Source organism: Marichromatium sp. AB31 (assembly GCF_003718685.1).
Classification (GTDB): Bacteria; Pseudomonadota; Gammaproteobacteria; order Chromatiales; family Chromatiaceae; genus Marichromatium; species Marichromatium gracile.
Genome location: NZ_RHFI01000002.1, coordinates 88,031 through 113,049 on the forward strand (window position 1 = coordinate 88,031; position 25,019 = coordinate 113,049).

General features: G+C 68.1%; 21 protein-coding genes and 1 pseudogene. 13 read left to right on the forward strand and 9 right to left on the reverse strand.

Annotated features, from left to right (window positions below):
* Window positions 1-31: 31 nt before the first annotated feature.
* Entirely contained in the window at window positions 32-2,074 is a 2,043-nt protein-coding gene (locus EBL84_RS02700; RefSeq protein WP_123139413.1) for a M1 family metallopeptidase, read from the forward strand.
* Between the two features lie 98 nt (window positions 2,075-2,172).
* Complete coding sequence (locus tag EBL84_RS02705; RefSeq protein WP_123139414.1) at window positions 2,173-2,580, forward strand: hypothetical protein; 408 nt, start codon at window positions 2,173-2,175, stop codon at window positions 2,578-2,580.
* 34 nt (window positions 2,581-2,614) lie between these two features.
* Here the strand turns inward: EBL84_RS02705 and EBL84_RS02710 are convergent, their stop codons facing one another.
* Window positions 2,615-3,664: a sensor domain-containing diguanylate cyclase gene (locus EBL84_RS02710; RefSeq protein WP_123139415.1), complete on the reverse strand. Its 1,050-nt coding sequence runs from the start codon at window positions 3,662-3,664 to the stop codon at window positions 2,615-2,617.
* A gap of 264 nt (window positions 3,665-3,928) precedes the next feature.
* Between EBL84_RS02710 and EBL84_RS02715 the strand changes: the two genes are divergently transcribed.
* From EBL84_RS02715 to EBL84_RS02725, 3 genes are read left to right on the forward strand one after another with little or no spacing between them, the layout of a single operon-like run.
* Window positions 3,929-5,062 (forward strand): ABC transporter substrate-binding protein, encoded by a 1,134-nt coding sequence (locus EBL84_RS02715; protein WP_123139416.1) that lies wholly within the window; start codon window positions 3,929-3,931, stop codon window positions 5,060-5,062.
* The gene (locus tag EBL84_RS02720; RefSeq protein WP_123139417.1) at window positions 5,044-6,123 is read left to right on the forward strand and encodes an iron ABC transporter permease; all 1,080 of its coding nucleotides are present in this window, start codon (window positions 5,044-5,046) and stop codon (window positions 6,121-6,123) included. The genes EBL84_RS02715 and EBL84_RS02720 overlap by 19 nt, the downstream gene beginning before the upstream one ends.
* 2 nt (window positions 6,124-6,125) lie before the next feature.
* Window positions 6,126-6,875, forward strand: coding sequence for an ABC transporter ATP-binding protein (locus tag EBL84_RS02725; protein ID WP_123139418.1), 750 nt, complete (start codon window positions 6,126-6,128; stop codon window positions 6,873-6,875).
* 138 nt (window positions 6,876-7,013) lie between these two features.
* Here EBL84_RS02725 and soeC read toward each other — a convergent pair whose 3' ends face one another.
* The 7 genes from soeC to EBL84_RS02760 all read right to left on the reverse strand — a co-directional run bounded on the left by soeC (window position 7,014) and on the right by EBL84_RS02760 (window position 16,866).
* Window positions 7,014-7,988 (reverse strand): sulfite dehydrogenase subunit SoeC, encoded by a 975-nt coding sequence (soeC, locus tag EBL84_RS02730; protein WP_123139419.1) that lies wholly within the window; start codon window positions 7,986-7,988, stop codon window positions 7,014-7,016.
* 36 nt (window positions 7,989-8,024) lie between these two features.
* Complete coding sequence (soeB, locus tag EBL84_RS02735) at window positions 8,025-8,747, reverse strand: sulfite dehydrogenase subunit SoeB (protein ID WP_123139420.1); 723 nt, start codon at window positions 8,745-8,747, stop codon at window positions 8,025-8,027.
* Between the two features lie 87 nt (window positions 8,748-8,834).
* Window positions 8,835-11,732: a sulfite dehydrogenase subunit SoeA gene (gene soeA / locus EBL84_RS02740; protein ID WP_123139421.1), complete on the reverse strand. Its 2,898-nt coding sequence runs from the start codon at window positions 11,730-11,732 to the stop codon at window positions 8,835-8,837.
* A gap of 288 nt (window positions 11,733-12,020) precedes the next feature.
* A complete protein-coding gene (locus EBL84_RS02745; RefSeq protein ID WP_005224002.1) occupies window positions 12,021-12,290 on the reverse strand; it encodes a hypothetical protein in 270 nt (89 codons plus the stop codon).
* Between the two features lie 569 nt (window positions 12,291-12,859).
* A complete protein-coding gene (locus EBL84_RS02750; RefSeq protein ID WP_123139422.1) occupies window positions 12,860-13,954 on the reverse strand; it encodes a homoserine O-succinyltransferase in 1,095 nt (364 codons plus the stop codon).
* Between the two features lie 23 nt (window positions 13,955-13,977).
* On the reverse strand, window positions 13,978-14,832 hold the full coding sequence (locus EBL84_RS02755; protein ID WP_123139423.1) for an ATPase: 855 nt from the start codon (window positions 14,830-14,832) through the stop codon (window positions 13,978-13,980).
* A gap of 129 nt (window positions 14,833-14,961) precedes the next feature.
* Window positions 14,962-16,866, reverse strand: a complete 1,905-nt coding sequence (locus tag EBL84_RS02760) for an ATP-binding cassette domain-containing protein (RefSeq protein WP_123139424.1) — start codon at window positions 16,864-16,866, stop codon at window positions 14,962-14,964.
* A gap of 207 nt (window positions 16,867-17,073) precedes the next feature.
* On the opposite strand from EBL84_RS02760, the gene EBL84_RS02765 reads away from it, so the two are divergent.
* From EBL84_RS02765 to cydX, 5 genes and pseudogenes are all read left to right on the forward strand, one after another.
* Window positions 17,074-17,781 carry a Crp/Fnr family transcriptional regulator gene (locus EBL84_RS02765; RefSeq protein WP_123139425.1) on the forward strand — a complete coding sequence of 236 codons (708 nt, stop codon included), beginning with the start codon at window positions 17,074-17,076 and terminating at the stop codon, window positions 17,779-17,781.
* Window positions 17,782-17,994: 213 nt separating this feature from the next.
* Window positions 17,995-18,378 (forward strand): annotated as a pseudogene (locus tag EBL84_RS02770) (DUF6858 family protein); the annotation flags it as partial.
* 799 nt (window positions 18,379-19,177) lie between these two features.
* A complete protein-coding gene (locus EBL84_RS02780; RefSeq protein ID WP_123139426.1) occupies window positions 19,178-20,782 on the forward strand; it encodes a cytochrome ubiquinol oxidase subunit I in 1,605 nt (534 codons plus the stop codon).
* A 14-nt stretch (window positions 20,783-20,796) separates the two neighbouring features.
* Window positions 20,797-21,939 carry a cytochrome d ubiquinol oxidase subunit II gene (gene cydB, locus EBL84_RS02785; protein WP_123139427.1) on the forward strand — a complete coding sequence of 381 codons (1,143 nt, stop codon included), beginning with the start codon at window positions 20,797-20,799 and terminating at the stop codon, window positions 21,937-21,939.
* Window positions 21,940-22,026: 87 nt separating this feature from the next.
* A complete protein-coding gene (cydX, locus tag EBL84_RS02790; RefSeq protein ID WP_082806015.1) occupies window positions 22,027-22,137 on the forward strand; it encodes a cytochrome bd-I oxidase subunit CydX in 111 nt (36 codons plus the stop codon).
* Between the two features lie 24 nt (window positions 22,138-22,161).
* On the opposite strand, the gene EBL84_RS02795 is transcribed toward cydX, so the two are convergent.
* Window positions 22,162-22,845, reverse strand: coding sequence for an OmpA family protein (locus EBL84_RS02795; RefSeq protein WP_123139428.1), 684 nt, complete (start codon window positions 22,843-22,845; stop codon window positions 22,162-22,164).
* Window positions 22,846-23,010: 165 nt separating this feature from the next.
* On the opposite strand from EBL84_RS02795, the gene EBL84_RS02800 reads away from it, so the two are divergent.
* Genes EBL84_RS02800 through EBL84_RS02810 form a run of 3 tightly spaced genes read left to right on the forward strand, consistent with a single transcriptional unit; the run spans window position 23,011 to window position 24,979 of the window.
* Window positions 23,011-23,595, forward strand: coding sequence for a DUF2878 domain-containing protein (locus EBL84_RS02800; RefSeq protein ID WP_123139429.1), 585 nt, complete (start codon window positions 23,011-23,013; stop codon window positions 23,593-23,595).
* The gene (locus tag EBL84_RS02805) at window positions 23,588-24,388 is read left to right on the forward strand and encodes a DUF1295 domain-containing protein (RefSeq protein ID WP_123139430.1); all 801 of its coding nucleotides are present in this window, start codon (window positions 23,588-23,590) and stop codon (window positions 24,386-24,388) included. Before EBL84_RS02800 ends, EBL84_RS02805 begins: the two co-directional genes overlap by 8 nt.
* 45 nt (window positions 24,389-24,433) lie before the next feature.
* Window positions 24,434-24,979 (forward strand): lipocalin family protein, encoded by a 546-nt coding sequence (locus EBL84_RS02810; RefSeq protein ID WP_123139431.1) that lies wholly within the window; start codon window positions 24,434-24,436, stop codon window positions 24,977-24,979.
* Window positions 24,980-25,019: the final 40 nt, after the last annotated feature.

A 25,019-nucleotide genomic window follows, 5' to 3' on the forward strand; every position in this document is an offset into this window, starting at 1 on the left:
GCTCCCTATTCTGCCGAGGATCCGGATACTGATGCGACACTTGATCCTTTCAACCCTGCTGCTGCTCGGTCTGACCCCGGCCCAGGCCGCGTCCCCGCCACCGCTCGTCGAGCACCAGCTCGCGGTGCACATCGACCCCGCCACCGGCACCCTGGAGGCGAGCGATCGGCTGCGCCTGCCCGCCGGGCTCGAGGACACCCTGGTGCTGCTCGACGCCGGGCTCACGCCCACCGTCGGCGACGAGACGGCGACCCTCACCCCGGTCGGGCGACGCGGCCACCTCGCCGTCTATCGGTTGCGGCACGCCGGCACCGGGCCGGTCACCCTCGACTACCGGGGCCAGATCCGTCACGGCCTGCGCCGCCAGATCGAGGGGGTTGGACGCGACCGACAGTGGTCGCTCGGCACCATCGACAGCGATGGCATCTTCCTCTCCGGGGCCAGCGGCTGGTACCCGCTGCTGCCCGGACAGCGACTGCGCTTCACGCTCGATGTCACCCTGCCCGCGGGCTGGATCGCCGTCTCCCAAGGCAGCGGCCCCGGCGCGGCGCCCGAGTCGGGTCGCTCACAGTGGCGCGAGACGCAGCCGCAGGAGTCGATCTATCTGGTCGCCGCGCCCTTCACCCTCTATCGCGACAGCAGCGAGGGCATCGCCACCCAGGTCTATCTGCGCGCGCCCGACCCCGCACTCGCGCGACGCTATCTCGACGCCACCGCCACCTATCTGCGCGACTATGGCGAGCGCATCGGCCCCTACCCCTACGCCAAGTTCGCGCTGGTCGAGAACTTCTGGGAGAGCGGCTACGGCATGCCCTCCTTCACCCTGCTCGGCTCACGGGTGATCCGTCTGCCCTTCATCCTCCACACCTCCTACCCGCACGAGATCCTCCACAACTGGTGGGGCAACGGGGTCTATGTCGACGCCGACTCGGGCAACTGGAGCGAGGGCCTGACCAATTATCTCGCCGACTACTGGCAGCGCGAGCGCGCCGGCACCGGGGTCGAGGCGCGGCGCGAGATGCTCAAGGCCTACGCCGATCACGTCCACCACGGCGAGGACTTCCCGCTCAGCGCCTTCAGCGCCCGTCACGACGGCGGCTCCCAGGCGATCGGCTACGGCAAGGGGGCGATGGTCTTCCACATGCTGCGCCGCCGCCTCGGCGACGAGACCTTCGACGCCGGGCTGCGCCGCTTCTATGCCGACAACCGTTTCCGCGCCGCCGGCTACGCCGAGTTGCGCCGCGCCTTCGAGCAGGTCTCGGGCACCGACCTCGGCGACTTCTTCGCCGCCTGGGTCGAGCGACCCGGGGCACCGACGCTGGCGCTCGACGGGGTCAGACTCGAGCAACACGACGGCCAGATAGAGGTCCACGGCGAGATCCGCCAGACCCAGCCGGGCGCACCCTTCCCGCTGTACCTGCCGCTGCGGCTCGCGTGGTCAGACGGCAGCACTCGCACGCTCTGGATCGAGACCGACGAGCGCGCCCAGGCGTTCGGCATCGCGCTCGACCAGCGCCCGCTCGCCCTCGCCGTCGACCCCGAATTCGACGTCTTCCGCACCCTGCTGTCCGGCGAGACCCCGGTGGCACTCGGCAACCTGTTCGGCGCCGAGCGGGGGCTGATCCTGCTGCCGGCACGGGCGCCGACAGCATTGCTCGACGGCTATCGGGCACTGGCCGAGCGCTGGCGCAGCGGACATCCGGGCTGGCGGGTGGCGCTCGACAGCGCGTTCGACACCCTGCCCGAGCACGGCGCGATCTGGCTGCTCGGCTGGGAGAATCGCCATCGCGCAACCTTCGAGCACGCCGTCCCCGCCCCCACCGCAGCGCCCCCGACGCAACGTCTCGACGGGCTCGACAGCATCGTGCTCACCGCCGCGCGCGGTGAACAGCCGCTCGCCTGGCTCGGTACCGAGCTGGCCGAGGCGCTGCCGGCACTGGCGCGCAAGCTGCCCCACTACGGCAAGTACGGCTATCTCGGTTTCGTCGGCGCACGCGCCGAGAATCGGCTCAAGGGCCAGTGGCCGAGCGGACCGAGCGCCCTGACCCACCGCTTCGCCCCGGCGCACCGATGAGGACGTCACGACCTGCGCCAGCGCACCTGCATTGGGGACAGAATTGGCTAGAATCAAACGGACTCAACGACTGCCGGACTCCGGCTCAAGGATCGATCATGCCCATCCACTCCCGCGCACTGCAGCGCCTTGTCTTCCTCGCCACGCTCGCCATCGCGCTCGTCGCCTGTGGCCCGTCCTATCGCACCGAGTACAGCTACATGCCCCCGGCCGACAGCGCCGGCAAGCAGTGCCTGAACCAGTGCCTGAGCATGCGCGCGATGTGCCGCAACCAGGCCGAGAACCGCGCCGCCAACGCCCGCGCCGATTGCGAGCGCAACGCCATGATCAACTACACCGCCTGCATGGCCACGGCCAAGAGCGACATCGAGCGCAGCAAGTGCTCGTCGAGCAGCTACTGCAACCAGGGTGCCGACACCGGCCAGTGCGATGAGGAGTACCGACTCTGCTACGAGAACTGCGGCGGTACCGTCAGCAGCTATCAGGTCTGCGAATACGGTTGTTGACGCGCACCGGGCTGGCGCCACGACGCGCCGGCCCTCAGCAGCGATCGACCACGCAATTGCGCCCCCCTTCCTTGGCGCGGTAGAGACAGCGGTCGGCCACCGAGGCGAGCCGGTCGTAGTCGGTCTCGCCCGGCTCGGCCTGGGCCAGCCCGATGCTCAGGGTCAGCGCCCGGGTGCATCCCGCCATCTCCAGCGGCGCACGCGCCAGCGTCTCGCGCAGCTTGTGCGCGAGGGTCGCAGCCCCCTCCAGGTCGGTGCCGGGCAACAGCAGCGCGAACTCATCACCGCCGAGCCGCGCCAACAGGTCCTGGCGCCGCACCAGCCCCTGGATCACCCGCACCACGTGACGGATGGCGGCATCGCCCGCCGCATGTCCCAGCTCGTCATTGAGCTGCTTGAGCCGGTCGAGGTCGAAGAGCAGCAGCGAGACCGGCGTCCGCGACCGTTGCGCCAGCGTCATCCGGCACTCGAAACCGGCGAGGAAGCCACGCCGGTTGGCCACCCCGGTGAGCGGATCGGTGTTGGCCGCATGGGCCAGGCGCCGCGCGGTATGGGCACGACTGTGCTCGTAGAGCATTGAGATCACGGTCGAGGCCAGCAGGGCCCCGCCGCCATTGACCATCGCCAGCCAGTTCAGACCGAAGCCGGGGTCCAGCGCGATCCGCAGCCACAGCATCGACATCAGCACCGCACTGAATCCCAGCGAGACCGCCAGCCCCAGCCACAGCCCCAGCACGAAGAAGGCCAACGGCGGCAGCAGCGCCGCCCAGATCAACACCCCGTCACCGGCCTCACCGGTGATCGACAGCGCCGCGAGCAACACCCCGGCGAGCACCACGCCGAGCAGCGGCAGGATGCGTTGACCGCGGCCGCAATACAGCCCCCAGGCCAGCCACGACAGCAGGACACAGAAGAGCCCTTCGGCGAGGGCGTGGAACAGATAGCCGGTGACCCAGAAGTCGAACCAACTGAAGAATGCACTCAACACCACCCCCAGCAGGGCCGCGCGCAGGGTCAGACGTACCCGCCTGGCCTCGAGGTCGGCGCTGACGAGCACGATCTGGTCACACTGGGGGTGTTTCATGCGGCTAGGCTGACGCGGTGGGACGATCGAACAGGCGCGAGGCCCGAGAACGCGCGCCGTACAAGCCGCCGCGCGACGACGGCTGGACCAAGATACGCCCGCCGGCAGGCGGGATCAATCACCCCCGGACGGGCGCCCAGACCGACCGGACCGCGCGCAGACACCTTGCCGGGCACCGCGGCCAGACGCCATCATGCCCGGAGTCACGCCGACCGCTGTCCCCGAGCGACAGCGGTCCGATGGAGAGCCCCCAGGGAGCGAGACATGGATACGAAACCGACACGCAGGACGCCGGACACGCCCGCCACCAGCGCCCGGACGAAGACCATCAACCATGGCACAGCCGCGCGCTGCACCCGGCGCCAGCTTCTCGCCCTGCTCGCCGCCACCCTCATCCCCCCCGCGCCGTCTCCGGCACGGGCCGCACCCAGTCAGCGACTCCTGGCAATCGGCCCCGGCGCACTACGCCTGCTGACCTACCTGGCGGTCGCCGATCGACTGGTCGGGGTCGAGGACTTCGAGCGACGCGCGCTCACCACCAGCAGCTATCGCTACGCCCTGCCGACGGGGATCGACGCCCTGCCCTCGATCGGCCCCGGCGGTCCCGGGCGGATGCCCGACCTCGAACAGGTGCTGCGGCTGCGCCCCGATCTGGTCGCCGCCGCCGCCCTCGACGATCAGCAGCTGCAGGCACTGCGCGCACGCGCCGGGGTCGAGCTGCTGGTGCTCGACTATGGCGATACCGGCATCCTCCGCATCGACGAACTGATTGGGTCGCTCCAGGCCCTGGGCGAGGCGGTGGGGCGCGGCCAGCGCGCCGCCCAGCTCGTCGCCGCCCTCACCGACGAGCTGGACGCGCTGCACCGACGCGTCGGCGCCACGCCCCCCGTGGCCGCCTATCTCGGCGGCGTCAGCATGCAGGGCAGCCACGGTCTCACCAGTACCCAGGCCGGTCACCAGCCGCTGCGCTGGGCCGGGGCACAGAACCTCGCCGACCGGGCGGGCCCGGCAGGACATCTCTTCCTCGATCGCGAGCAACTGCTGCTGTGGGACCCGCCGGTGCTCTTCATCGACGGCGGCGGGCTGGCCGGCATCCTCACCGAATACGCCAGGGACCCTGGGTTCTATCACCGCTTGCGCGCGGTCCGTACCGGACAGGTGTGGCTGACCCTGCCGTTCAACGCCTACAACACCAATGTCGAGAACGCCCTGGTCAACGCCTGGATGATGGCCAAGGTGCTCCACCCCGAGGCGCTGGCGGACATCGACATCGGGGCGCGGGCCGGCGCCATCATGCGCGCTTTTCTCGGCACCGACATCATGCCGGCGCTGGCCGAGCACGGCCATGGCCTGGGACGACTCGATCTGGAGCAGGGACGATGGACGCCAGTGTCCTGAGCCCGGCGCCACGCGCGAGCTTCCGCCACCAACGCCGCAGGCGCCTGCTCGCCGGGCTGTCGCTGGGAGTCGGGCTGATGGCGCTGGTGGTCTATGCCCTCGGCCAGGGCAGCTACCCACTGACGGCCGGCGAGGTGCTGACGGCGCTGCGCGCCGGACCCGCCGCCCCCGACCCCGCGGCACACGTGATCTGGTCGATCCGGCTACCGCGGCTGCTCGCCGCGTTGCTCGCCGGCATGAGCCTGGCGCTGGCCGGGGCGGTGATGCAGAGCGTATTGCGCAACCCCCTGGCCTCGCCGATGACACTCGGGGTCTCCCAGGGCGCGGCCTTCGGCGCGACCTGCGCCATCGTGCTGCTCGGCGCCGGCGAGCTCAATCGGTTGGGACCCGAGACGGTGGTGGTCGAGCAGCCCTATCTGGTGGTCGGCGCGGCACTCGTCGGCGGTCTCTGCACCGCCGCGGCCATCCTGCTGATCGCGCTGCTGCGCCAGCTGCGCCCCGAGGCGCTGGTGCTGGCCGGGATCGCACTCGGCGCCTTCTCCAGCGCCGGCACCATGCTGGTGCAGTACTTCGCCAGCGACACCCAGGCGGCGGCGACCCTGTTCTGGACCTTCGGCGACCTCGGCAAGGCCGGCTGGCGCGAGGTCGGCTGGCTCGCCCTGGTGTTGGCGCCGCTGCTCGTCCTGCTCACCCGCACCGGCTGGCAGCTCAACGCCATGGCCTGGGGTGAGGACAGCGCCCGCGCGCTCGGCGTGGCGGTGGCGCGGCTACGGCTGACGGTCCTGGCCGCCGGCGCGGTCCTGGCGGCGGTGAGCACCGCCTTCCTCGGGGTGATCGGCTTCGTCGGGCTGATCGCGCCGCACCTGGTGCGGCTGATCATCGGTGTCGACCACCGCTATCTGCTCCCCTACGCCGCCCTGGCCGGGGCCATCGTACTGCTCGGCGCCGACACCCTGGGACGGTTGATCATCGCCCCGGTGGTACTGCCGGTCGGCGCGGTCACCGCCATGCTCGGCGCACCCTTGCTGCTGGCGCTGTTGCTGCGCCGCGGGGAGCGCTGACCATGCTCGGGATCGAGGCGCTCAGCATCGGCCACGGCGGCCGCACCCTGCTGCGGGGACTCGACCTGGAGCTACCCGCCGGCGCGCTGTTGGCGGTACTCGGGCCCAACGGGGCCGGCAAGTCGACCCTGATCCGCACCCTCGCCCAGCTCCACCCGCCGCTGGGCGGGCGGGTACGGCTCGATGACACCCCGCTCGACCGACTCGAGCGCGGCGCCCGCGCCCGCCAGATCGCCTATCTGCCCCAGCAGTCGCGCCCGGTCGCCGTCACCGTCTACGAGGCGGTGCTGCTCGGGCGCGTGCCGCACCTGCGCTGGCAGACCGGCGAGCGCGATCTCGCGCTGGTCGACGACATCCTCGATCACCTCGGGCTCGCCGCACTCGCCGGCCGACGCTGCACCGAGCTCAGTGGCGGCGAGCTGCAGAAGGTACTGATCGGGCGCGCCCTGGCGCAAGCCCCCCGTCTGCTGCTGCTCGACGAGCCGGTCAACCATCTCGACCTCGCCAACCGGCTGGAGGTCCTGGCGCTGGTCAGACGCACCGCCCGCGAACGTGATCTGGTCACCCTGGTGGTCCTCCACGACCTCAACCTGGCGCTGCGCTTCGCCGACCGCTTCCTGCTGCTCGACGGCGACGGCGGCCATCGCACCGGCGACATGGCGACGCTCACCCCGGAGCAGGTCGAGCGGGCCTACCGGGTCCCGGTGGTCCGCGGCGAACTGGCTGGACACCCACTGTTCGTGCCGATCTAGCGGGTAGCTTCCAGCCTCCAGCTACCAGTAGCGGCTTAGTGTGCGCGTCAGCGGGGCGTAAGAGGTCCTACCGGCGGCTGGCGGCTAGTCGCTGGCGACTGGAAGTTGGTCGCTGACGACTCGGCTGCCCGCAAGCCGTCAGGACACCGATTGGTAGTAGAGGTTCTGCGGGTGGCGGGCCTCGGCGAAGAAGTACCAGCGTTCGGCCAGCAGCCCGACGAACTGGACGGCGAAGGCCGTCAGCGCCAGGGTGCTCGAGACCTCGGCATGGGCCAGGGCGATCAGCACCACCGGCAGCGGGAACACCGTCACCAGGAAGAAGGCACGCACCCAGCGCAGGGTCCGGGCGCTGCGCCCGTGGAAGAACTCACGGGTGTTGAAGCTGCCGCCGGTGGCGCCCTGGGCCTTCTGCTGCAAGGCGCTGTGACGTACCCCGATGGCGCTCTGCACCGTGCTGCGGTGTTCGAGCCGGGCATTGCGCAACAAGTGTGCGCCGCGCGAGAGCGCGGCGGCGAGGGTGAGGATCACCGCCCAGGTGCCGAAGAAACCGACCAGCGGGTTGCCGAGCCAGGCCGAATAGGCCGCCGCCAGCATGAAGCCCGAGGCGCTACCGAGCAGCAGGAAGTTGCTCACCGTCAGCGGCGAGTGCCACTCCTCGAGGAAGCGCACCGCGGCATAGATCATCGCGGTGCAGACGAACAGCGCCAGGCTCGCCAGGGTGCCGAGCACGCCGAGGATCAGCGACAGGTCGACGGCCAGGGCGCCGACCCGGAACCAGGGCGCGGTCCAGCCCAGCAGGTGGGTCAGCGCATAGGCCGCGACCAGCCCCATGGTCAGCGGCAGCACGATCACCTCGCGCGAGAGCCAGGAGGTGCGCCAGCAGCTCGCCGCGCGCCAGGCGCGTTCGGGACGACCGAGATGGAAGAAGGAGGCGGCCAACCCGCCGAGCAGCAGCGACAGCGCCAGCAGGCTGCCGCTGGCGTAGAAGCCCGAGGTCTGCAGCGGCAGGAAGTGGGCGATGGCATAGAGCTGTCCGGTGAACATCGCCAGGAACAGCCCCTGGCCGGCGCCGAGCAGGGTGGTCAGCAGGATCACGGAGAAGGCGGGATGCATGGGCGGCTTCCTGATTGCGGTGGACGGGAACGGCCCTTACCAGGCCACGTCGTCGACGGACTCCTCGCCGGTGTAGTCGGTGAGATCCTCGCGACGCAGCGGGTTGTCGACCCGCTCGAGGTCCTCGGGAGCGATGTGCATCCGGGTCTTGTGGCGTGGCAGGTAGTGGTTGGCGGGCTTGGTGCCCCACTCGGCCATCAGCGCATAGCCGCCACGCTCACGGATTGCCACCGAGACCTCGGAGTCGGGGTCGTGGACGTCGCCGAACAGCCGCGCGCTGGTCGGACAGGCGAGCACGCAGGCCGGCTGGCGATCGCGCTCGGGGAGGCTGTCGTCGGTGATACGGTCGATGCACAGGGTGCACTTCTTCATCACCCGCTCCTGGGCGTCGAGCTCGCGCGCGCCATAGGGGCAGGCCCAGGAGCAGTACTTGCAACCGATGCACTTGTCGTAGTCGACCAGCACCACACCGTTGTCGGCGCGCTTGTAGGAGGCCCCGGTGGGGCAGACCGGCACGCAGGGCGGGTCCTCGCAGTGCAGACAGCTCTTGGGGAAGTGGACGGTCTCGGTATCGGGGAAGGTGCCGACCTCGAAGGTCTGGACGCGGTTGAAGAAGGTACCGGTGGGCGAGCCGTCGTAGGGGTGCTCGTCGACCAGCGGACCGGCCGCGCCCGAGGTGTTCCACTCCTTGCAGGAGGTGACACAGGCATGACAGCCGACGCAAACGTTGAGATCGATGACGAGGGCGAGTTGGGTCATGTCAGAGGGCCTCCTGCCACCAGCGGCCAGTGATCGACGAGACGGCGCGACGCAGACGCCGGCACTCGCGATGCGGTCGCCAGTCGCTCATTTCTTGGAGAAGATGCCGGCCACATAGGCCTGCCAGCGACCGCGTCCCGGCTCCTGGCCGGGCAGTCGCGGCATCGGCGCGAACTGCGGCGCGGTGATCGCAGGCTCCTTGGGACCGGCCTTGTAGACCCGCACCCGCAGATCGAACCAGGCGGCCTGGCCGGTCACCGGATCGGCGTTGGAGAGGTGCGCCCCGGCGACATGCTCGGGCAGCTCCTCGGCGATCAGGTGGTTGAGCAGAAAGCCCTTGCGCGACTCGTCGGCATTGGCCGCCAGGCCCCAGGCCCCGGCGGCCTTGCCGATGGCGTTCCAGGTCCACACCGTGCCGGGCTCGACGGCCTCGGAGAAGCGACACATGCAGCGCACCCGACCATGCGCCGACTCCACCCAGATCCAGTCGCCGTCGGCGAAACCCTCGGCGGCGCCGACCCGTGGGTTGACGAACAGATAGTTGTGGCTGTGGATCTGGCGCAGCCAGGCGTTCTGGCTGTCCCAGCTGTGGTACATCGCCATCGGTCGCTGGGTCAGGGCGTTGAGCGGATAGCGCTCGGCGTCGATCAGCCCGTCCTCGAGCGGCGCGTAGTAGAAGGGCAAGGGGTCGAAATAGGTGGCGATGCGCTCGCGCAGCCGCGGCGGCGGACGCCGCCCCTCGCCCTTGCCCTGGGCGGCGCGGCGGAAGCGCTGCAGCACCTCGGAGTAGAGATGGATGATGATCGGGTCGGCATAGCGGATCATGCCGTGGGCGCGCGCCCAGTGCAGATAGCCCTTGTTCCAGTTGCGCATGTACTGGTAGCTCGGCGGCAACTGGTGGTGGAAGACGCAGCCGTGCTCGACATAGCGCTCCCACTGCTCGGGGTTGGGCGCGCCCTTGAGCACCTGATCGCCCTCGGCGCCGCGCCAGCCGGCGAGGAAGCCGATCCCGGAGCCGGGCGAGGTCTCGTAGTTGACGATGAAGTCGGGGTAGTCGCGGTACTTGCGCCGTCCCTCGCCGTCGACGAAGGCCGGCAGCCCGAGCCGGGTGCCGAGCTCGATGAGCACGTCCTGGAAGGGGCGACACTCGCCCTTCGGCGGCAGCACCGGCACCCGTACCGCGTCGACCGGACCGTCGAACTCGGAGATCGGCCGGTCGAGCATCGACAGCACGTCGTGACGCTCGAGATAGCTGGTGTCGGGCAGCACCAGGTCGGCGAAGGCGACGGTCTCGGAGGAGAAGGTGTCGCAGACCGCCAGGAAGGGGATGCGGTAATCGCCCTGCTCGTCCTTGTCGACGAGCATCCGTCGCACCTCGCTGGTGTTCATCGTCGAGTTCCAGGCCATGTTGGCCATGAACAGCACCAGGGTGTCGATCGGATAGGGGTCGCCGCGCCAGGCGTTGGTGATGACGTTGTGCATCAGCCCGTGCACCGCCAGCGGGTACTCCCAGGAGAAGGCCTTGTCGAGCCGGACCGCCTCGCCCTCGTCATCGACGAAGAGGTCGTCCGGGTCGGCCGGCCAGCCCAGCGGCAGACCGTCGAGCGGGGTATCCGGGCGCACCGCCGCGGGGTCGTTCGGCGGCTTGGGACAGGGCGGGATCGGGCGCGGGAAGGGCGCCTTGTGACGGAAGCCGCCGGGGCGGTCGATGGTGCCGAGCAGGCTCATCAGCACGCCGAGCGCGCGGATGCCCTGGAAACCGTTGGAATGCGCCGCCATGCCGCGCATGGCGTGGAAGGCCACCGGGTTGCCGGTGACCGAGGCGTGTTCGCGATCCCAGCAATCGGTCCAGGGGATCGGCAGCTCGATCTGGTGATCGCGCGCGGTCACGCCCATCTCGTGGGCGAGCCGGCGGATGGTTGCGGCGGGGATGCCGGTGACCTCGGCGGCCCACTCCGGGGTGTAGTCGGCGAGTCGGTCCTTGAGCAGCTGGAAGGCGGGCTTGACCGCGGTGCCGTCCTCCAGGGTATAGGCACCGAGCAGCCGCGGCTCGACGCCGGGGGTGCGGGCGCGCACCGCGGCATCGCTCGCGCGATCCCACCACAACCGGTCCTGCGGATCGAAACAGTCGGGCGCGGCCTCGGTCTCGACGCGATAGAACAGCCCGGCCTCGTCGTGCGCCTCGTCGCTCACCACCAGCTCGGCGGCATTGGTGTATTGAATGAGGAAGTCGCGATCGAACAGCCCGCGCGCGAGGATCTCGTGATTGATCGCGAGCAGCAGCGCGCCATCGGTCCCCGGGCGGATCGGCACCCATTCATCGGCGATCGCCGAATAACCGGTGCGGATCGGATTGATCGAGATGAAGCGACCGCCACGCCGCTTGAATTCGGAGATCGCGATTTTGAGCGGGTTGGAGTGATGATCCTCGGCGGTGCCGATCATCACGAACAGCTTGGCGCGATCGAGGTCCGGACCGCCGAACTCCCAGAACGATCCACCGATGCTGTAGATCAGCCCGGCGGCCATGTTGACCGAGCAGAAGCCGCCGTGGGCGGCATAGTTGGGGGTGCCGAACTGCTTGGCGAACATCCCGGTGAGCGCCTGCATCTGGTCGCGCCCGGTGAACAGCGCGAAGCGCTTGGGGTCCTCGGCGCGCAGCCGGCGCAGGCGGGTCTCGAGCAGCTCCAGCGCCTCGTCCCAGGAGATCTCCTCGAAGTCGCTCTCGCCACGCTCGGCCCCGGGTCTGCGGCGCAACGGGCGGGTCAGGCGCGCCGGGGAGTACTGCTTCATGATCCCCGAGCTGCCCTTGGCGCAGATCACCCCCTTGTTGAGCGGATGACGCGGGTTGCCGTCGATATAGCGGACCTCACCATCACGCAGGTGCACGCGAATACCGCAACGGCAGGCGCACATATAGCAGGTGGTCTCCTTGACCTCGACCCGACCGATCGCGCTATCCGAATGACTGGGATGATCTTGCATCGGCACACCCTTGGGGGATGATTTGTTTTACCGCATTCTAATATTGCGGTCGTCTATCTTTCAAACCCAAAGATGCCGATGAAAAACTTTATTAAATGATTGGCCCATTCATTTTGTTTATATAAATGAACACTGCCCTGATGGTCGGCACTGATAGGAAGACGGAAACGCTGAAGCGGGGAAGCGGGGAAGCGGGGAAGCGGGGAAGCGGAGACGAAAACGGACGCCGGAGGCGTCCGCAAGGGGCGACGACGCATCCATGCGTCGCCGGCAGGCATCAGGTTGTGATCAGGCGGCGTTGTAGCGAGGCAGCCAGGAGCTGAGTCGCTCGCGCTCGCGCTCGAGGTCGAGCGAGAAGAAGTGGTTGAGCACCTGCAGCGCCTCGTCGAGGTTCTCGCACGGCCACTCGTTGGTGACGGTGTGGCAGTTCCAGTCTTCGACGTGATAGCAGCAGTGACCACCCTTGGCGGCACCCTCGGCATCGAAGCGCAGCTTGTAGCCGGTCTGGGTGCGTGGATTCCACTTGTAACGGATGCTGTTTTCAGTTTCGTCAAACATTGTCGGGCCTGGTCCGGTTGAGCATTTGAGGGGCGGGCGATCGAGGGGAGACGCGGTACCTGTGGCCTGGTAAGGACAGGAATGATGCAAATAAGCAACAAACCATCCGTGCCGCATCATCAACGCCATCTCACACCTTCAGTCTAGTACAAAAAAGCAACAGTCAACAAGCACAATCGAGCCAAAATGTCCATAAACCTGAAAACTGATGCTGTCTTCACAAAACCCGGCACAGAGACCACCCAAGCAATCCCCCTGCCGCAGTCGTGGATTTTTCACAACACGAAGACCTTTTGTGTAACTTCGGCGCAACAAAACACGACACTCAGGGGGCAAAGACAACACGAACAGGGCCGCGCAGGCCGGCCTCGACCCAATCAAAACAGCCACTTGAAAGCGCAGCATCTCGACCATCGTCAGTCATGGCGAAGGATGCGGGAGGGGGTGAAGGGAAGCGTGGGAAGCAGGGAAACGATGAAGACGGCGATGCGTGACGCCGCGCGCACTACACACGATACGACGACGACGCCGACGACAAGGCTGCCGACGACGCCGAGCGCGAGACCGGATCAGCCCGGATGCGTCGCCTCATCGCGATGCCAACTCAGCGCGAGCGGGTCGTGCGGGTCGACATGTGGCATGAAAGGGAGCTTGCGGTCACTGTTGGTGACCTGATAGATCAGGCCCATCCAGTTGCCGAGCACGCCCTCGGCGGTGTCGTGCCAGGTGTTGTCGAGCCCGGCGACGATTCGCGCCTCGGGGAAGGGCGGCAGCGCCTCCCCCCGCTCCCGGGCCGCGATCACTCGACCGCGATACTCGTCGAGGATGGCCCGCGCCTGCAGCCCGAAGTAGGCCTCGGGGAAGGGCGGATACTCCTCGCGCTGAGCGGCGAAGAACAGACGCACCTCGCGCTTGTACTCCTTGAGCAGCGAGATGGTGTCGTACTCCGGATGGCCCTGGAAGAAGACCTGACGCAGCCCATCGGCGCTCACCGCCAGATGCACCCCGGCCGCGCTCTCGGCGAGCACGTGCAGGCCGGCGGCCTCGAACTGGGCGCGCGAAACCTCGTTGTAGCGCGAGTGCGGCACGTCGAAACAGGTGTTGACGTTGCTCACCAGGGGGTGGGAGCGATCGAACACCCGGTGCGGATAGACCCCCCAGCGCTTCTCCGCCAGACGCCGACGACGCTGGCCATAGGCGAACTGCAGCACCGCATGGGTCGCCAGACAGGAGAACAGGGTCGAGCAGACATACTCGCTGGCCCACTCCACCACCTCGATCAGCGGCTCCCAGAACGGCTCGTCAGCCAGTTCCGGGCCGGTGACGTTGGCGCCGGTGATGATCAGCGCATCCAGCCCCTCGGCGCGAATGGTCTCGAACGACTCGTAATAGCGCTCGATATAGGCGCGGGCCTCGTCGCTGCGTCTGAGCCCGTCGAGGGTGAATGGATGGATGTAGAACTGGGCGATCTGGTTGCTCTGACCGATCAGCCGGAAGAACTGCCGCTCGGTGGCCGCCAGCGCCGGGTCAGGCATCATGTTCAACAGCCCGATATGCAGCTCGCGGATGTCCTGCTGCAAGGCGCGGTTGGGTTCGAGGATGGTCTGCCCCTCCTCGCGCAACCGGCTGAAGGTGGGCAGATCGTTGTGGGCGACGATGGGCATGGACGTATCAGGGCTCCTCTCGGTCAGGCGGCCACCGCCTGGGCGGCGATCGCCGATTCGACCAACTGCAGAAAGTCTTGCTCGTCGCGCACCCGGGCGACGTCCTCCGAGGAGACCGTATAGCCGTGGGGACGAGCGATGGCCTCGTAGCGCGGCACCCGCGAGTGGAACAGACGCGGGAACACCCAGCGGGTGAAGTCATCGGGTTCGATCTCGGCGACATAGTCGAGACCGCGCTCGGCGAGATAGTCGGAGACCGCCTCGCGGAGGAAGTCGGGACGGTAATAGAGCGGCTTGGGGTCGGCCTGGGCGCGCTCGATCAGCTTGATCTCGTCGACCTCGGGGACACGGATATAGAGGATCAGACTGTGCGCGGCCAGCAGATCGATCACCCGCGGCTCGTCGAGCTCGCACAGGCTGCCGCCGACATCGTTGACCAGATGGGGATAGTTGTAGATGTCCTGCGCCTTGCGCACGAACTCGGGCAGATCGAGCATGGCGGCGATCTCGGCCTGACGATAGAGCGTCTGGCGGCGGCTGAACTCCTCGAGTCCGAGCCCGCCGCGCTCGGGGTTGCCGAGCTTGCCGACGAAGCTCATCACCGGCCCCAGGTCGGTGACCTTGATGTTGTTGCGCATCGAGATCCAGTCGCGCCGCAGCAGCTCGCGCAGGAAGGGATCGCGCATCGCATGCGCCTTGACCAGATCGAGGATCGGCTCGTCGAGATAGCGGGTGCCGATGCGATAGTCGCCGGAATAGTGGAACCAGTCCTGCCGGCGCAGCATCGCCGACAGATGGGTCTTGCCGACACCGGACATGCCGAGCAGGGTGACGCACTTGTGGGGCCAAGCGCGGAATTCTTCGACCGTGAACTTCAAGGACAATGCTCCTGGATGCTGCGATGGACGATCACCGCGCGCCGGCGAGGCGAACCTCGCGCCCGGCGGCGGCGACCGGGATCTGCACCCGATGGTAGTCAGTCCGTCCAGCGCTGACCAGCGTCGGCGTCAACCACGCCGCGCCTCGAGCGCCTCCCAGCGGGCGAAGGCCTGCTCCAGCTCGCGCTCCACCGCCTCGAGTTCGGCGCGTGTCGTCGCCACCGCCTCGCCCGCTTCGCGATAGAACGCGGGATCGGCCATGCGCGCGTGCAGCTCGGCCTGGGCCTGCTCGAGCGACTCGATCCGCGCCGGCAACTCGGCCAGCTCGCGGGTCTCCTTGTAGCCGAGCTTGCCCCCCTCGCGCTTGGGCCGCGGCGCCGGCGCCGTCTTGGCCGGGCGGGCGCGTTCGCGCTCGGCGGCGGCCGCCTCGGCCTCGCGACGCGCCTGCTGACGCTGCCAGTCGGTATAACCGCCGACATACTCGCCGATCCGCCCATCACCCTCGAACACCAGGGTGCTGGTGACCACGTTGTCGAGCAGCGCGCGGTCGTGGCTGACCAGCAGCAGGGTGCCCTGGAAGTTCACCAGCAGCTCATCGAGCAGCTCCAGGGTCTCGGCGTCGAGATCGTTGGTCGGCTCGTCGAGCACCAGCAGGTTGGCCGGTCGGGTGAACAGCTTGGCCAGCAGCAGGCGATTGCGCTCGCCGCCGGAGAGCGCCTTGACCGGCTGGCGCGCCCGCTCCGGGGTGAACAGGAAGTCCTTGAGATAGGAGAGTACGTGCAGGCTGCGGCCCTCGACCTCGATCTGATCGCTGCCCTCGGCGACGTTGTCCTGGACGCTGCGCTCGGGGTCGAGCTGGGCGCGTAGCTGATCGAAATAGGCGACCTCAAGGTTGGTGCCCAGCCGCACCCGCCCCTGCTGCGGTTCGAGCGCGCCGAGCAGCAGCTTGAGCAGGGTGCTCTTGCCGGCGCCGTTGGGACCGATCACCCCGACCTTGTCGCCACGCAGGATCAGGGTGGAGAAGTCGCGGATCACCGTCTTCTCGTCCCAGGTGTGGGTGAGCCCCTCGGCCTCGACCACCAGCTTGCCCGAACGCTCGCCGGCGTCGACGCGGATGCGCGCCTGCCCCTGCTGCTCGCGCCGCGCCCGGCGCGCCTCGCGCATCGCCTCGAGTGCGCGCACCCGGCCCTCGTTGCGGGTGCGCCGGGCCTTGATGCCCTGACGGATCCAGCGCTCCTCCTCGGCGAGCCGGCGATCGAACTGGGCCGCGGCCTGGGCCTCGGCGTGGAGCCGCTCCTCGCGCCGGCGCAGATAGTTGTCGTAGTCGCCCGGCCAGTCGGTGAGCTTGCCGCGATCGAGCTCGAGGATGCGGGTGGCGAGACGCTGCAGGAAGCGGCGGTCGTGGGTGATGAACAGCAACGCCCCCTGGAAGTCGACGAGGAAGGACTCGAGCCAGTCGATCGAGTCGATGTCGAGATGGTTGGTCGGCTCGTCGAGCAGCAACAGGTCGGGCTCGGTAACCAGGGCGCGAGCCAGCAGCACGCGGCGCTGCTGACCGCCGGAGAGCGCCTCGAAACGCCCCTGCGGATCGAGCCCGAGACGCGAGATGACCCGCTCGGTGCGCTGCTCGATCTCCCAGCCACCCTCGTCGTCGAGCCGCTGCTGCAGCCGTGCCAGGCGCGCCAGCTCGTCCTCGCCGGCATCGGCGCCGAGGGCGTGCGAACAGGTGAAGTACTCGCGCACCAGCTCGCCGAGCTCGCCGAGCCCGCCGGCGACCACCTCGAACACGCTCGCCTCATGACCGACCGGCAGCTCCTGGTCGAGCTTGGCGATGCGCATCCCCTGCCCCACCCGGCGCTGACCGCCATCGGGCTGGACCTCGCCGGCGACGATCCGCATCAGCGTCGACTTGCCGGCGCCATTGCGGCCGATCAGACAGACACGCTCGCCCCGCTCGATGGTGAAGGAGACACCGTCGAGCAACGGCGGCAGACCATAGGAGAGGGAAACATCATCGAGACTGAGTAGGCTCATCGGGTATCCTGGTGCGATTGCGGGAAGGGAGCGTCGGCACGGCCGATCGAAGACCCCCGAGGTTAGAGAGGGCGGACAAGGCGCGCAACAGCCGACACCGCAGCCACCAGGGCGTGAGGCTGCGCCCACGAGACGAAAACGGGGTACACTCTCATCCCTGATTCGCACGCGCGACCCGCGCCCCACCCTGGAGTTGATACCGATCCGATGGTGAAGAGCGTCACACTTCGGGATGCCTGGTCCGGAGAGGCAAACTGCCTGAACTGCTCGCTGCGAGCCTCGGTACTGTTCGCCGGGCTCGAGGAGACGGACTTCGAGCGCATCCACGACCCGATCGACCAGTTCACGCTGAAACCAGGCACCGCACTCTATCAGGCCGGCGACGGCGCCGGATTCATGTTCACGGTCCGCAGCGGGGCGCTCAAGCTGGTGCAGTATCTCCCCGACGGCAGCCAGCGCATCGTGCGCATCGTGCGCACCACCGACGTGCTCGGACTCGAGGCGCTGCTCGAGGAGAGCTATCACCACGACGCCGTCGCCCTGCAGCCGACCGAGGTCTGCCGCTTCCCGGCGCGCGCGGTGCGCGAGCTGGGGATCGAGAACCCGGCGCTGCACCGCGAGCTGATGGCGCGCTGGCAGCACGCCCTGAGCGAGGCCGACGCCTGGCTCACCGAGCTCTCGACCGGATCGGCCCGACAGCGCGTCTCGCGCCTGCTGCTGCGGCTGGTACGTGACCGCAAGACCAGCGAGTGCCAGCTGTTCAGCCGCGAGGACATGGGTGCCATGCTCGGCGTCACCACCGAGACGGCCAGCCGCACCATCGCCGAGTTCAAGCGTCAGAGCCTGCTGGTCGAGAGCGCGCCCAACACCTTCCTGCTCGACATCCCCAACCTGCGCCGTATCGCCGAGGACTGAGCCGAGTCCGCCCCGGCTCGCGGTTGACCGATTTCAATGCCCCCTCGGGGGCCGCGCCCTACCCTGCCCGCTCTGGAAGCCGAGCGCCACGACACCCACAGCCTCCGCTCTCGCGGCCCGAGCTCCCCGCAACCGGGGCCGGCTGCCCGCCGGCGGACGCGCACGGATGCAGGGCCAGACACGCGCGCGACCACCGACGGAGTTTTTGAGCGCATGAAACAGAGCCTGTACCAGGAACGGTATCCGGTCTATTGTCTCGAGATCGGTCGCGAAGAGACCAGCTACGACTCGGTCGAGGCCATCTGCGACTACTTCCGCGCCTGTATCGAGCGCTACGACTCGGCGCGCTTCATCGCCGAGTTCGACCACCACGCCCACACCAGCGCACTGCCCGAGGGCCATGTCGGCGAGGGCATCCTCGCGGCCAAGAACCTGATCTTCTGCTTCGGCATCTCGTTGCCGGACGTGCAGGTGCTGGCGGTTCGCCCGCGCTCGATCGGTATCGCCGAGACCGAGGCGGGCTTCGTCATCACCTTCATGGAGGCGCCGATGCCGGTGGCCAACGCCGCCATGGAGGACTGGGCCTGTGGACTCTGCGACAAGGCCCCCCAGCCCACGACCTGCAATCGGAGCCGAACCATGCGCATCGCCGTCACCAGCCAGAACTTCCGCACCATCACCGGACACGCCGGCAAGACCCGCCGCTTCCTCATCCTCGAGGCCAACGCCGAGGGTGCCACCGAGGTCGAGCGACTCGATCTGCCCGCGGGCATGTCGCTGCACGACTACCACGGCGACGATCACCCACTGTTCGCGCTCGGACTCGATGCGCTGCTCACCCAGGGCGCCGGACAGGGTTTCGTGCAGCGCATGTCGCGCCAGGGAGTGGTGGTCCACACCACCAGCGCCACCGACCCGATCGAAGCGGCGACCATGCTCGCAGCCGGCAAGCTGCTCCCGGCGGCACACCCGCACGAGCACTGAGCCGACCACGCCCGGCCGCCCCGCACCGGGGCGGCATCAATCCCATGAAGAAAACGAGGGGAAGACCGCCGACCGCCCTCTTGGATGACAGAGCACACCCCATTAGAAGACTTCGGAAACAACCAAAAAAGCCTTCGAAAGCAAGTGCATGAAGAAGCCTGCAGACCTCTCCAGACACCCCTTCACGCAGCGCTCCGCCCCCACTGAAGCAGCCAACGGCTAACATCCGCCTGCCCTTCGATCTTGCCGCAGGTCATTCCTCTCGCATATTCCCCGCACTAACCTGTGGCCTCAGGCGCCACCGGCGCTGGATTTTGCGCGCCACCGCCGCCATCAGGGTGGCACGTCATCGATCCAGCGCAGCGACGTCGTCGCTTCACCCTATGTTTCGGCTCCCTCTGGAGACCCGCCTATGCTCGACAGTACCATGATCGAACTCTCGCGGTGGCAGTTCGCCAGCACCGCGATGTATCACTTCCTGTTCGTCCCCCTGACCCTGGGTCTGTCCTGGATCCTGGTGATCATGGAGAGCGTCTATGTGATGACCGGTCGCGAGATCTATCGCGACATGACCAAGTTCTGGGGCAAGTTGTTCGGTATCAACTTCGCCCTCGGCGTCACCACCGGTCTGACCATGGAGTTCCAGTTCGGGACCAACTGGGCCTACTACAGCCACTATGTCGGCGACGTCTTCGGCGCACCGCTGGCGATCGAGGGGCTGATGGCCTTCTTCCTCGAGTCGACCTTCATCGGCCTGTTCTTCCTCGGCTGGGAGCGACTCTCCAAGCGCCAGCACCTCACCGTGACCTTCCTCACCGCGCTCGGCTCCAACCTCTCGGCGCTGTGGATCCTGGTGGCCAACGGCTGGATGCAGAACCCGGTCGGCGCCGAGTTCAGCTACGAGACCATGCGCATGGAGATGACCAACTTCATGGACGTGGTGCTCAACCCGGTCGCCCAGGTCAAGTTCGTGCACACCGTCGCCGCCGGCTATGTCACCGCCTCGATGTTCGTGCTCGGGATCAGTGCCTGGTACATGCTCAAGGGTCGCGACCTGGCCTTCGCCAAGCGCTCCTTCTCGGTCGCGGTCGGCTTCGGCCTGGCCTCGATCCTGTCGGTGATCCTGCTCGGTGACGAGTCGGGCTACGAGGTCGGCGACGTGCAGAAGGTCAAGCTCGCGGCGATCGAGGCCGAGTGGCACACCGAGGAGGCCCCGGCGGCCTTCACCCTCTACGGTCGACCGAGCAACGAGGACGAGGAGACGCACGACGCGGTGAAGATCCCCTGGCTGCTCGGGCTGATCGCCACCCGCTCGCTCGACCAGGAGGTCGAGGGGCTCAAGGACCTGATGCACGAGCACGAGGTGCGCATCCGCAGCGGCATGATCGCCTACGAGTATCTCGAACGACTGCGCGGCGGCGAGGACACCCCGGCCAACCGCGCGGTGTTCGAGGAACACAAGGACGATCTCGGCTACGGACTGCTGCTCAAGCCCTATACCGACAACCCCGCCGAGGCCACCGAGGCGCAGATCCAGCTTGCGGTCAAGGACTCGATCCCCGAGGTCGCGCCGCTGTTCTGGAGCTTCCGCGTCATGGTCGGCGCCGGGGTCTGGATGCTGTTGCTGCTGGTGCTCGGCTTCTACTTCAACGCCAAGCGGGTGATCCAGGAGAAGCGCTGGCTGCTGCGGCTGTTCCTCTATAGCATCCCGGTGCCCTGGATCGCCGCCGAGACCGGCTGGTTCGTCGCCGAGTTCGGTCGTCAGCCCTGGGCCATCGGCGAGGTGCTGCCGACCAGCATCGCCGCCTCCAGCCTGACGGTCAACGACCTGGTGATCAGCCTCACCGGCTTCATCCTGTTCTACACCCTGCTGTTCATGATCGAGATGTTCCTGATGTTCAAGTTCGCGCGACTCGGCCCGAGTTCGCTGCACACCGGGCGCTATCACCACGAACGTCTTGCCAACCCGAGCGCGGGCATGACGCCGGCCACCGCCCCGCAGAAACAGAGCGACTGAGACGGAGGTCAGACATGATTCTCGATTACGAAGTCCTGAAATTCATCTGGTGGGTGCTGGTCGGTGTGCTGTTCATCGGCTTTGCCGTCACCGACGGCATGGACATGGGCGTCGGCGCCCTGCTGCCCTTCCTCGGCAAGAACGACAGCGAGCGGCGGGTGATCATCAACACCGTCGGCCCGCACTGGGACGGCAACCAGGTGTGGCTGATCACCGCCGGCGGCGCGATCTTCGCCGCCTGGCCGCTGGTCTATGCGACCGCCTTCTCGGGGTTCTACTTCGCCATGCTGCTGGCGCTGTTCGCGCTGTTCTTCCGCCCGGTCGGCTTCGACTACCGCAGCAAGATCGCCAACCCCCACTGGCGCAACGCCTGGGACTGGGGGTTGTTCATCGGCGGCGCGGTCCCGGCGCTGGTGTTCGGCATCGCCTTCGGCAACCTGCTCCAGGGCGTACCCTTCCATCTCGACAACCTGCTGCGCCCCTACTACACCGGCAGCTTCTTCGGCCTGCTCAACCCCTTTGCCCTGCTCGCCGGACTGGTGAGCCTGGGGATGCTGGTGATGCACGGGGCGGTCTGGCTGCAGCTGCGCACCGCCGAGCCGATCGCCGGGCGCGCCAAGCGGATGGTCAAGCTCGCCGGGCTGTTCACCATCATCGCCTTCGCCCTCGCCGGGCTGTGGCTGACGCTGGGGGTCGACGGCTATCGGGTGAGCGCGATGCCGGCGCTCGACGCCACCCCCAATCCGCTGACCAAGGATGTCGAGATCGTCCCCTACGCCTGGCTGGCCAACTATGGCGCCCACCCCTGGACGCTGGCCTTCCCGGTACTCGGGTTCGCCGGACTGGGGCTGGCGGTGCTGCTGTCGTTGCGTGACCGGCCGGGGCTCGGTCTGGTGGCCAGCAGCCTGGGGCTGACCGGGATCATCGTCACCGCCGGTGCGGCGATGTTCCCCTTCATCATGCCCTCGAGCACCAACCCCGACAGCAGCCTGATCGTCTGGGACGCGGTCTCCAGCCACCTCACCCTGACGGTGATGTTCTGGGCGGCGGTGATCTTCGTCCCGCTGATCCTGATGTACACCACCTGGACCTACGCCAAGATGTGGCGACGGGTGACGGTCGAGGAGATCGAGGCACAGGACCACCTGGCCTACTGAGCAACCGCGCGCGGTCCGACCGCGCGCACGTTACAGCCGACCCCGCCCACCGATGCCGGGCGGGGTCATACTGGGAGGATCGCATCCATGTGGTACTTTTCCTGGATCCTCGGCGTGCTGCTCGCGCTCGCCTTCGGGGTCATCAACGTGATGTGGTACGAGTCCGAGCAGTTCCGCGGCCCGGCCGACGACGACTGATCTCGCCGCCCGGGCGCGGTGCGTTCAGCCCCGCGCCTGGATCGGCACGATGGTGATCTCCACCCGCCGGTTGAGCCGGCGTCCCGCCTCGCTCGCGTTGCTCGCGATCGGTCTGTCCTGACCATACCCCCGCGCAAAGATGCGCTGCGGCATCACACCGCTACGCTCCAGATACCCCTCCACGGCGACGGCCCGACGCTCCGAGAGCGTCTGGTTATAGCTCGCCGAGCCGGTGCTGTCGGTGTGACCGGCGACCCGCAGCTCGGTCTTGCCGTAGCGACGCACGATCGCCGCGATCTTGTCCATGGTGCTGTAGAAGCCGGGCTTGATGCGATCGGAGTCGACCTCGAAGGTGGTCGCACCGGTCATCCCCACCACCAGCTGATCGCCGGGCAGCAGTTGCACCCGAATCACGCCGCGCGCGATCTCGTCGGCCAGCGCGCGCTCGAAGTCACGCCGCTGCTCCTCCATGTAGGCACCGACCATGCCGCCGGCGAGCGCGCCACCGACGGCGCCGATCAGTGCGCCACGTCCGGCGTTGCCACCGAACGAGCCGATGATCGCCCCGGCCGCGGCCCCCGTGGCGGTGCCGATCGCCGCCCCCTGGCCGGTCTCGGTCATCCCCGAGCCATCGGCGGCGCAGCCGGAGATCAGGACCGCCACCACGGCGGCGACCGCGGTACCCTTGGTAAGCGCTGTATGCTTCATCAAAACTCCTGCGTGTTGCGACGATCGGCCGATGCGGCCGGGGATGCAGATCATAGCAGCGCCGATACGCACGGGCCTCAACCGCCCCTTGTAACCCTCCCGGCCGGCATCACCTGAATCTCAAGCCGGTCTCGTTTCCGCGAACCCACAGATCGAGTCCAGTCCATGTCAGCAACCCCGTCGCTCCCCCGCATCCTCATCAACCTCGCCGCCTTTCAGGCCGGCTGGTTCGCCTGCGTGCTCGGCGCCGCGCACCAACTGCCCTGGCTCGGCGTCGGCGTGGTGGCGCTGGTCGCCGCACTGCACCTGACGACCACGCCCAACCGCGGCAGCGAGGCCCGGCTGCTGGTGCTGATCGCGGTCATGGGTGCGCTGTGGGACGGGCTGCTGGCGCGCTTCGGCTTTCTCGTCTATCCCTCGGGGATGCTGCTGCCCTGGCTCGCCCCGGTGTGGATCATCGCCATCTGGGTGGCCTTCGCCACCACCCTCAACGTCTCGCTCGCCTGGCTCCAGGGCCGCTGGTACCTGGCCTTCACCATCGGCGCCCTGGGCGCACCACTGGCCTATTACGCCGGCGCCAAGCTCGGCGGCGTGCACTTTCCCGACCCGCTGGTGGCACTGGCGGTCCTCGGCGGCGGCTGGTCGTTGCTGATGCCGGCGAGCCTGGCAATCGCCGCGCGCTTCGCCCGCACCGCCGCCGAGCGCGACACACCCGAGGGACCCATCAACAGCGAGGGCGCCGATGCCTGATCTCTTCGTCTATGGTTCGGGGTTGGCCGCCGCGCTGGTGCTCGGCATCTGCGGCTGGGGGGCGAGCGTGATCGCGCGCGACGTCAGCATCGTCGACGCGCTCTGGTCACTGTTCTTCCTGCTGATGGGGCTGGTCTACATGCTGCTCATCCCCGAGACCGGGCCGCGCGCGCTGCTGGTCTTCGTGCTGCTGACGCTGTGGGCGGTGCGACTGAGCCTGCACATCAGCCGTCGCAACCAGGGCCAGGGCGAGGACCGGCGCTATCAGGCCATCCGCGCCGACAACGACCCCGGGTTCTGGTGGAAGAGCCTCTATCTGGTGTTCGGCCTGCAGGCGATCCTCGCCTGGGTGATCTCGCTGCCGCTGCTCGGCGCCATGGCGCTGCCCGCCTCACTCGGCTGGCTCGACGCCCTGGCGCTGGCGCTGTGGTGCCTGGGCTTCGCCTTCGAGGCGCTGGCCGACCGCCAGCTCGCCGCCTTCAAGGCCCGCCCCGAGAACGCCGGGCAGGTGATGGACCGAGGGCTGTGGCGCTACAGCCGTCACCCCAACTATTTCGGCGAGGCCTGCATCTGGTGGGCCTTCTATCTCTTCGCCCTCGCCGCCGGGGCCTGGTGGGCCCTGATCGCGCCGCTGTTGATGACCTTCCTGCTGCTGCGCGTCTCCGGCGTCACCCTGCTCGAGCGCGACATCGGCGAGCGTCGTCCCGGCTACCGCGACTATGTCGCGCGCACCAACGCCTTCATCCCCGGTCCGCCGCGCCGCGTACCCAGCGGGGGTGGCGATGGGCGCTGACACCCGCACCCGAGGACCGCACCCCAACCCCGCGGATACATCATCATGAACCGCTCACTCAAATCCCTGGCCGCGCTCGCCGCGCTGCTCCTCGTCAACGCCTGCACCGAGACCGGAGGCCGTCCCATGGACACCGTCGATCAGGTCGACCTGCAACGCTTCATGGGCGACTGGTACGTCATCGCCAACATCCCGACCTTCGTCGAGAAGGGCGCGCACAACGCCATCGAGTCCTACGCGCTCAACCCCGACGGCACCATCGCCACCACCTTCACCTTCCACAAGGATGCCTTCGACGGCCCGCTCAAGACCTACAATCCCAAGGGCTTCGTGCTCGACACCACCACCAACGCACACTGGGGGATGCAGTTCATCTGGCCCTTCAAGGGTGACTTCCGCATCATCTGGCTGGCCCCGGACTACAGTGTCACCGTGATCGGCCGAGCCAAGCGCGACTATGTCTGGATCATGGCGCGCGCGCCCGAGATCGCCCCCGCCACCTATGGTGAGATCCTCACCTTCCTCGCCGGTATCGGCTACGACACCGACCGCATCCAGCGAGTGCCGCAGCAGTGGGAGACGGCGGGCTAGCTGCCATCGCCCTCGTCGCGGACATAGAGCCAGACCAGCA

Coding starts and splice junctions, on each gene's coding strand:
- EBL84_RS02720 (WP_123139417.1), top strand. CDS start 5,044: ATGGACGCCAGTGTCCTGAGCCCGGCGCCACGCGCGAGCTTCCGCCAC.
- soeC (WP_123139419.1), bottom strand. CDS start 7,988: ATGCATCCCGCCTTCTCCGTGATCCTGCTGACCACCCTGCTCGGCGCC.
- EBL84_RS02705 (WP_123139414.1), top strand. CDS start 2,173: ATGCCCATCCACTCCCGCGCACTGCAGCGCCTTGTCTTCCTCGCCACG.
- EBL84_RS02745 (WP_005224002.1), bottom strand. CDS start 12,290: ATGTTTGACGAAACTGAAAACAGCATCCGTTACAAGTGGAATCCACGC.
- EBL84_RS02800 (WP_123139429.1), top strand. CDS start 23,011: ATGTCAGCAACCCCGTCGCTCCCCCGCATCCTCATCAACCTCGCCGCC.
- soeB (WP_123139420.1), bottom strand. CDS start 8,747: ATGACCCAACTCGCCCTCGTCATCGATCTCAACGTTTGCGTCGGCTGT.
- EBL84_RS02805 (WP_123139430.1), top strand. CDS start 23,588: ATGCCTGATCTCTTCGTCTATGGTTCGGGGTTGGCCGCCGCGCTGGTG.
- EBL84_RS02710 (WP_123139415.1), bottom strand. CDS start 3,664: ATGAAACACCCCCAGTGTGACCAGATCGTGCTCGTCAGCGCCGACCTC.
- EBL84_RS02750 (WP_123139422.1), bottom strand. CDS start 13,954: ATGCCCATCGTCGCCCACAACGATCTGCCCACCTTCAGCCGGTTGCGC.
- EBL84_RS02810 (WP_123139431.1), top strand. CDS start 24,434: ATGAACCGCTCACTCAAATCCCTGGCCGCGCTCGCCGCGCTGCTCCTC.
- EBL84_RS02780 (WP_123139426.1), top strand. CDS start 19,178: ATGCTCGACAGTACCATGATCGAACTCTCGCGGTGGCAGTTCGCCAGC.
- cydX (WP_082806015.1), top strand. CDS start 22,027: ATGTGGTACTTTTCCTGGATCCTCGGCGTGCTGCTCGCGCTCGCCTTC.
- EBL84_RS02795 (WP_123139428.1), bottom strand. CDS start 22,845: ATGAAGCATACAGCGCTTACCAAGGGTACCGCGGTCGCCGCCGTGGTG.
- EBL84_RS02765 (WP_123139425.1), top strand. CDS start 17,074: ATGGTGAAGAGCGTCACACTTCGGGATGCCTGGTCCGGAGAGGCAAAC.
- cydB (WP_123139427.1), top strand. CDS start 20,797: ATGATTCTCGATTACGAAGTCCTGAAATTCATCTGGTGGGTGCTGGTC.
- EBL84_RS02725 (WP_123139418.1), top strand. CDS start 6,126: ATGCTCGGGATCGAGGCGCTCAGCATCGGCCACGGCGGCCGCACCCTG.
- EBL84_RS02700 (WP_123139413.1), top strand. CDS start 32: ATGCGACACTTGATCCTTTCAACCCTGCTGCTGCTCGGTCTGACCCCG.
- EBL84_RS02715 (WP_123139416.1), top strand. CDS start 3,929: ATGGATACGAAACCGACACGCAGGACGCCGGACACGCCCGCCACCAGC.
- soeA (WP_123139421.1), bottom strand. CDS start 11,732: ATGCAAGATCATCCCAGTCATTCGGATAGCGCGATCGGTCGGGTCGAG.
- EBL84_RS02760 (WP_123139424.1), bottom strand. CDS start 16,866: ATGAGCCTACTCAGTCTCGATGATGTTTCCCTCTCCTATGGTCTGCCG.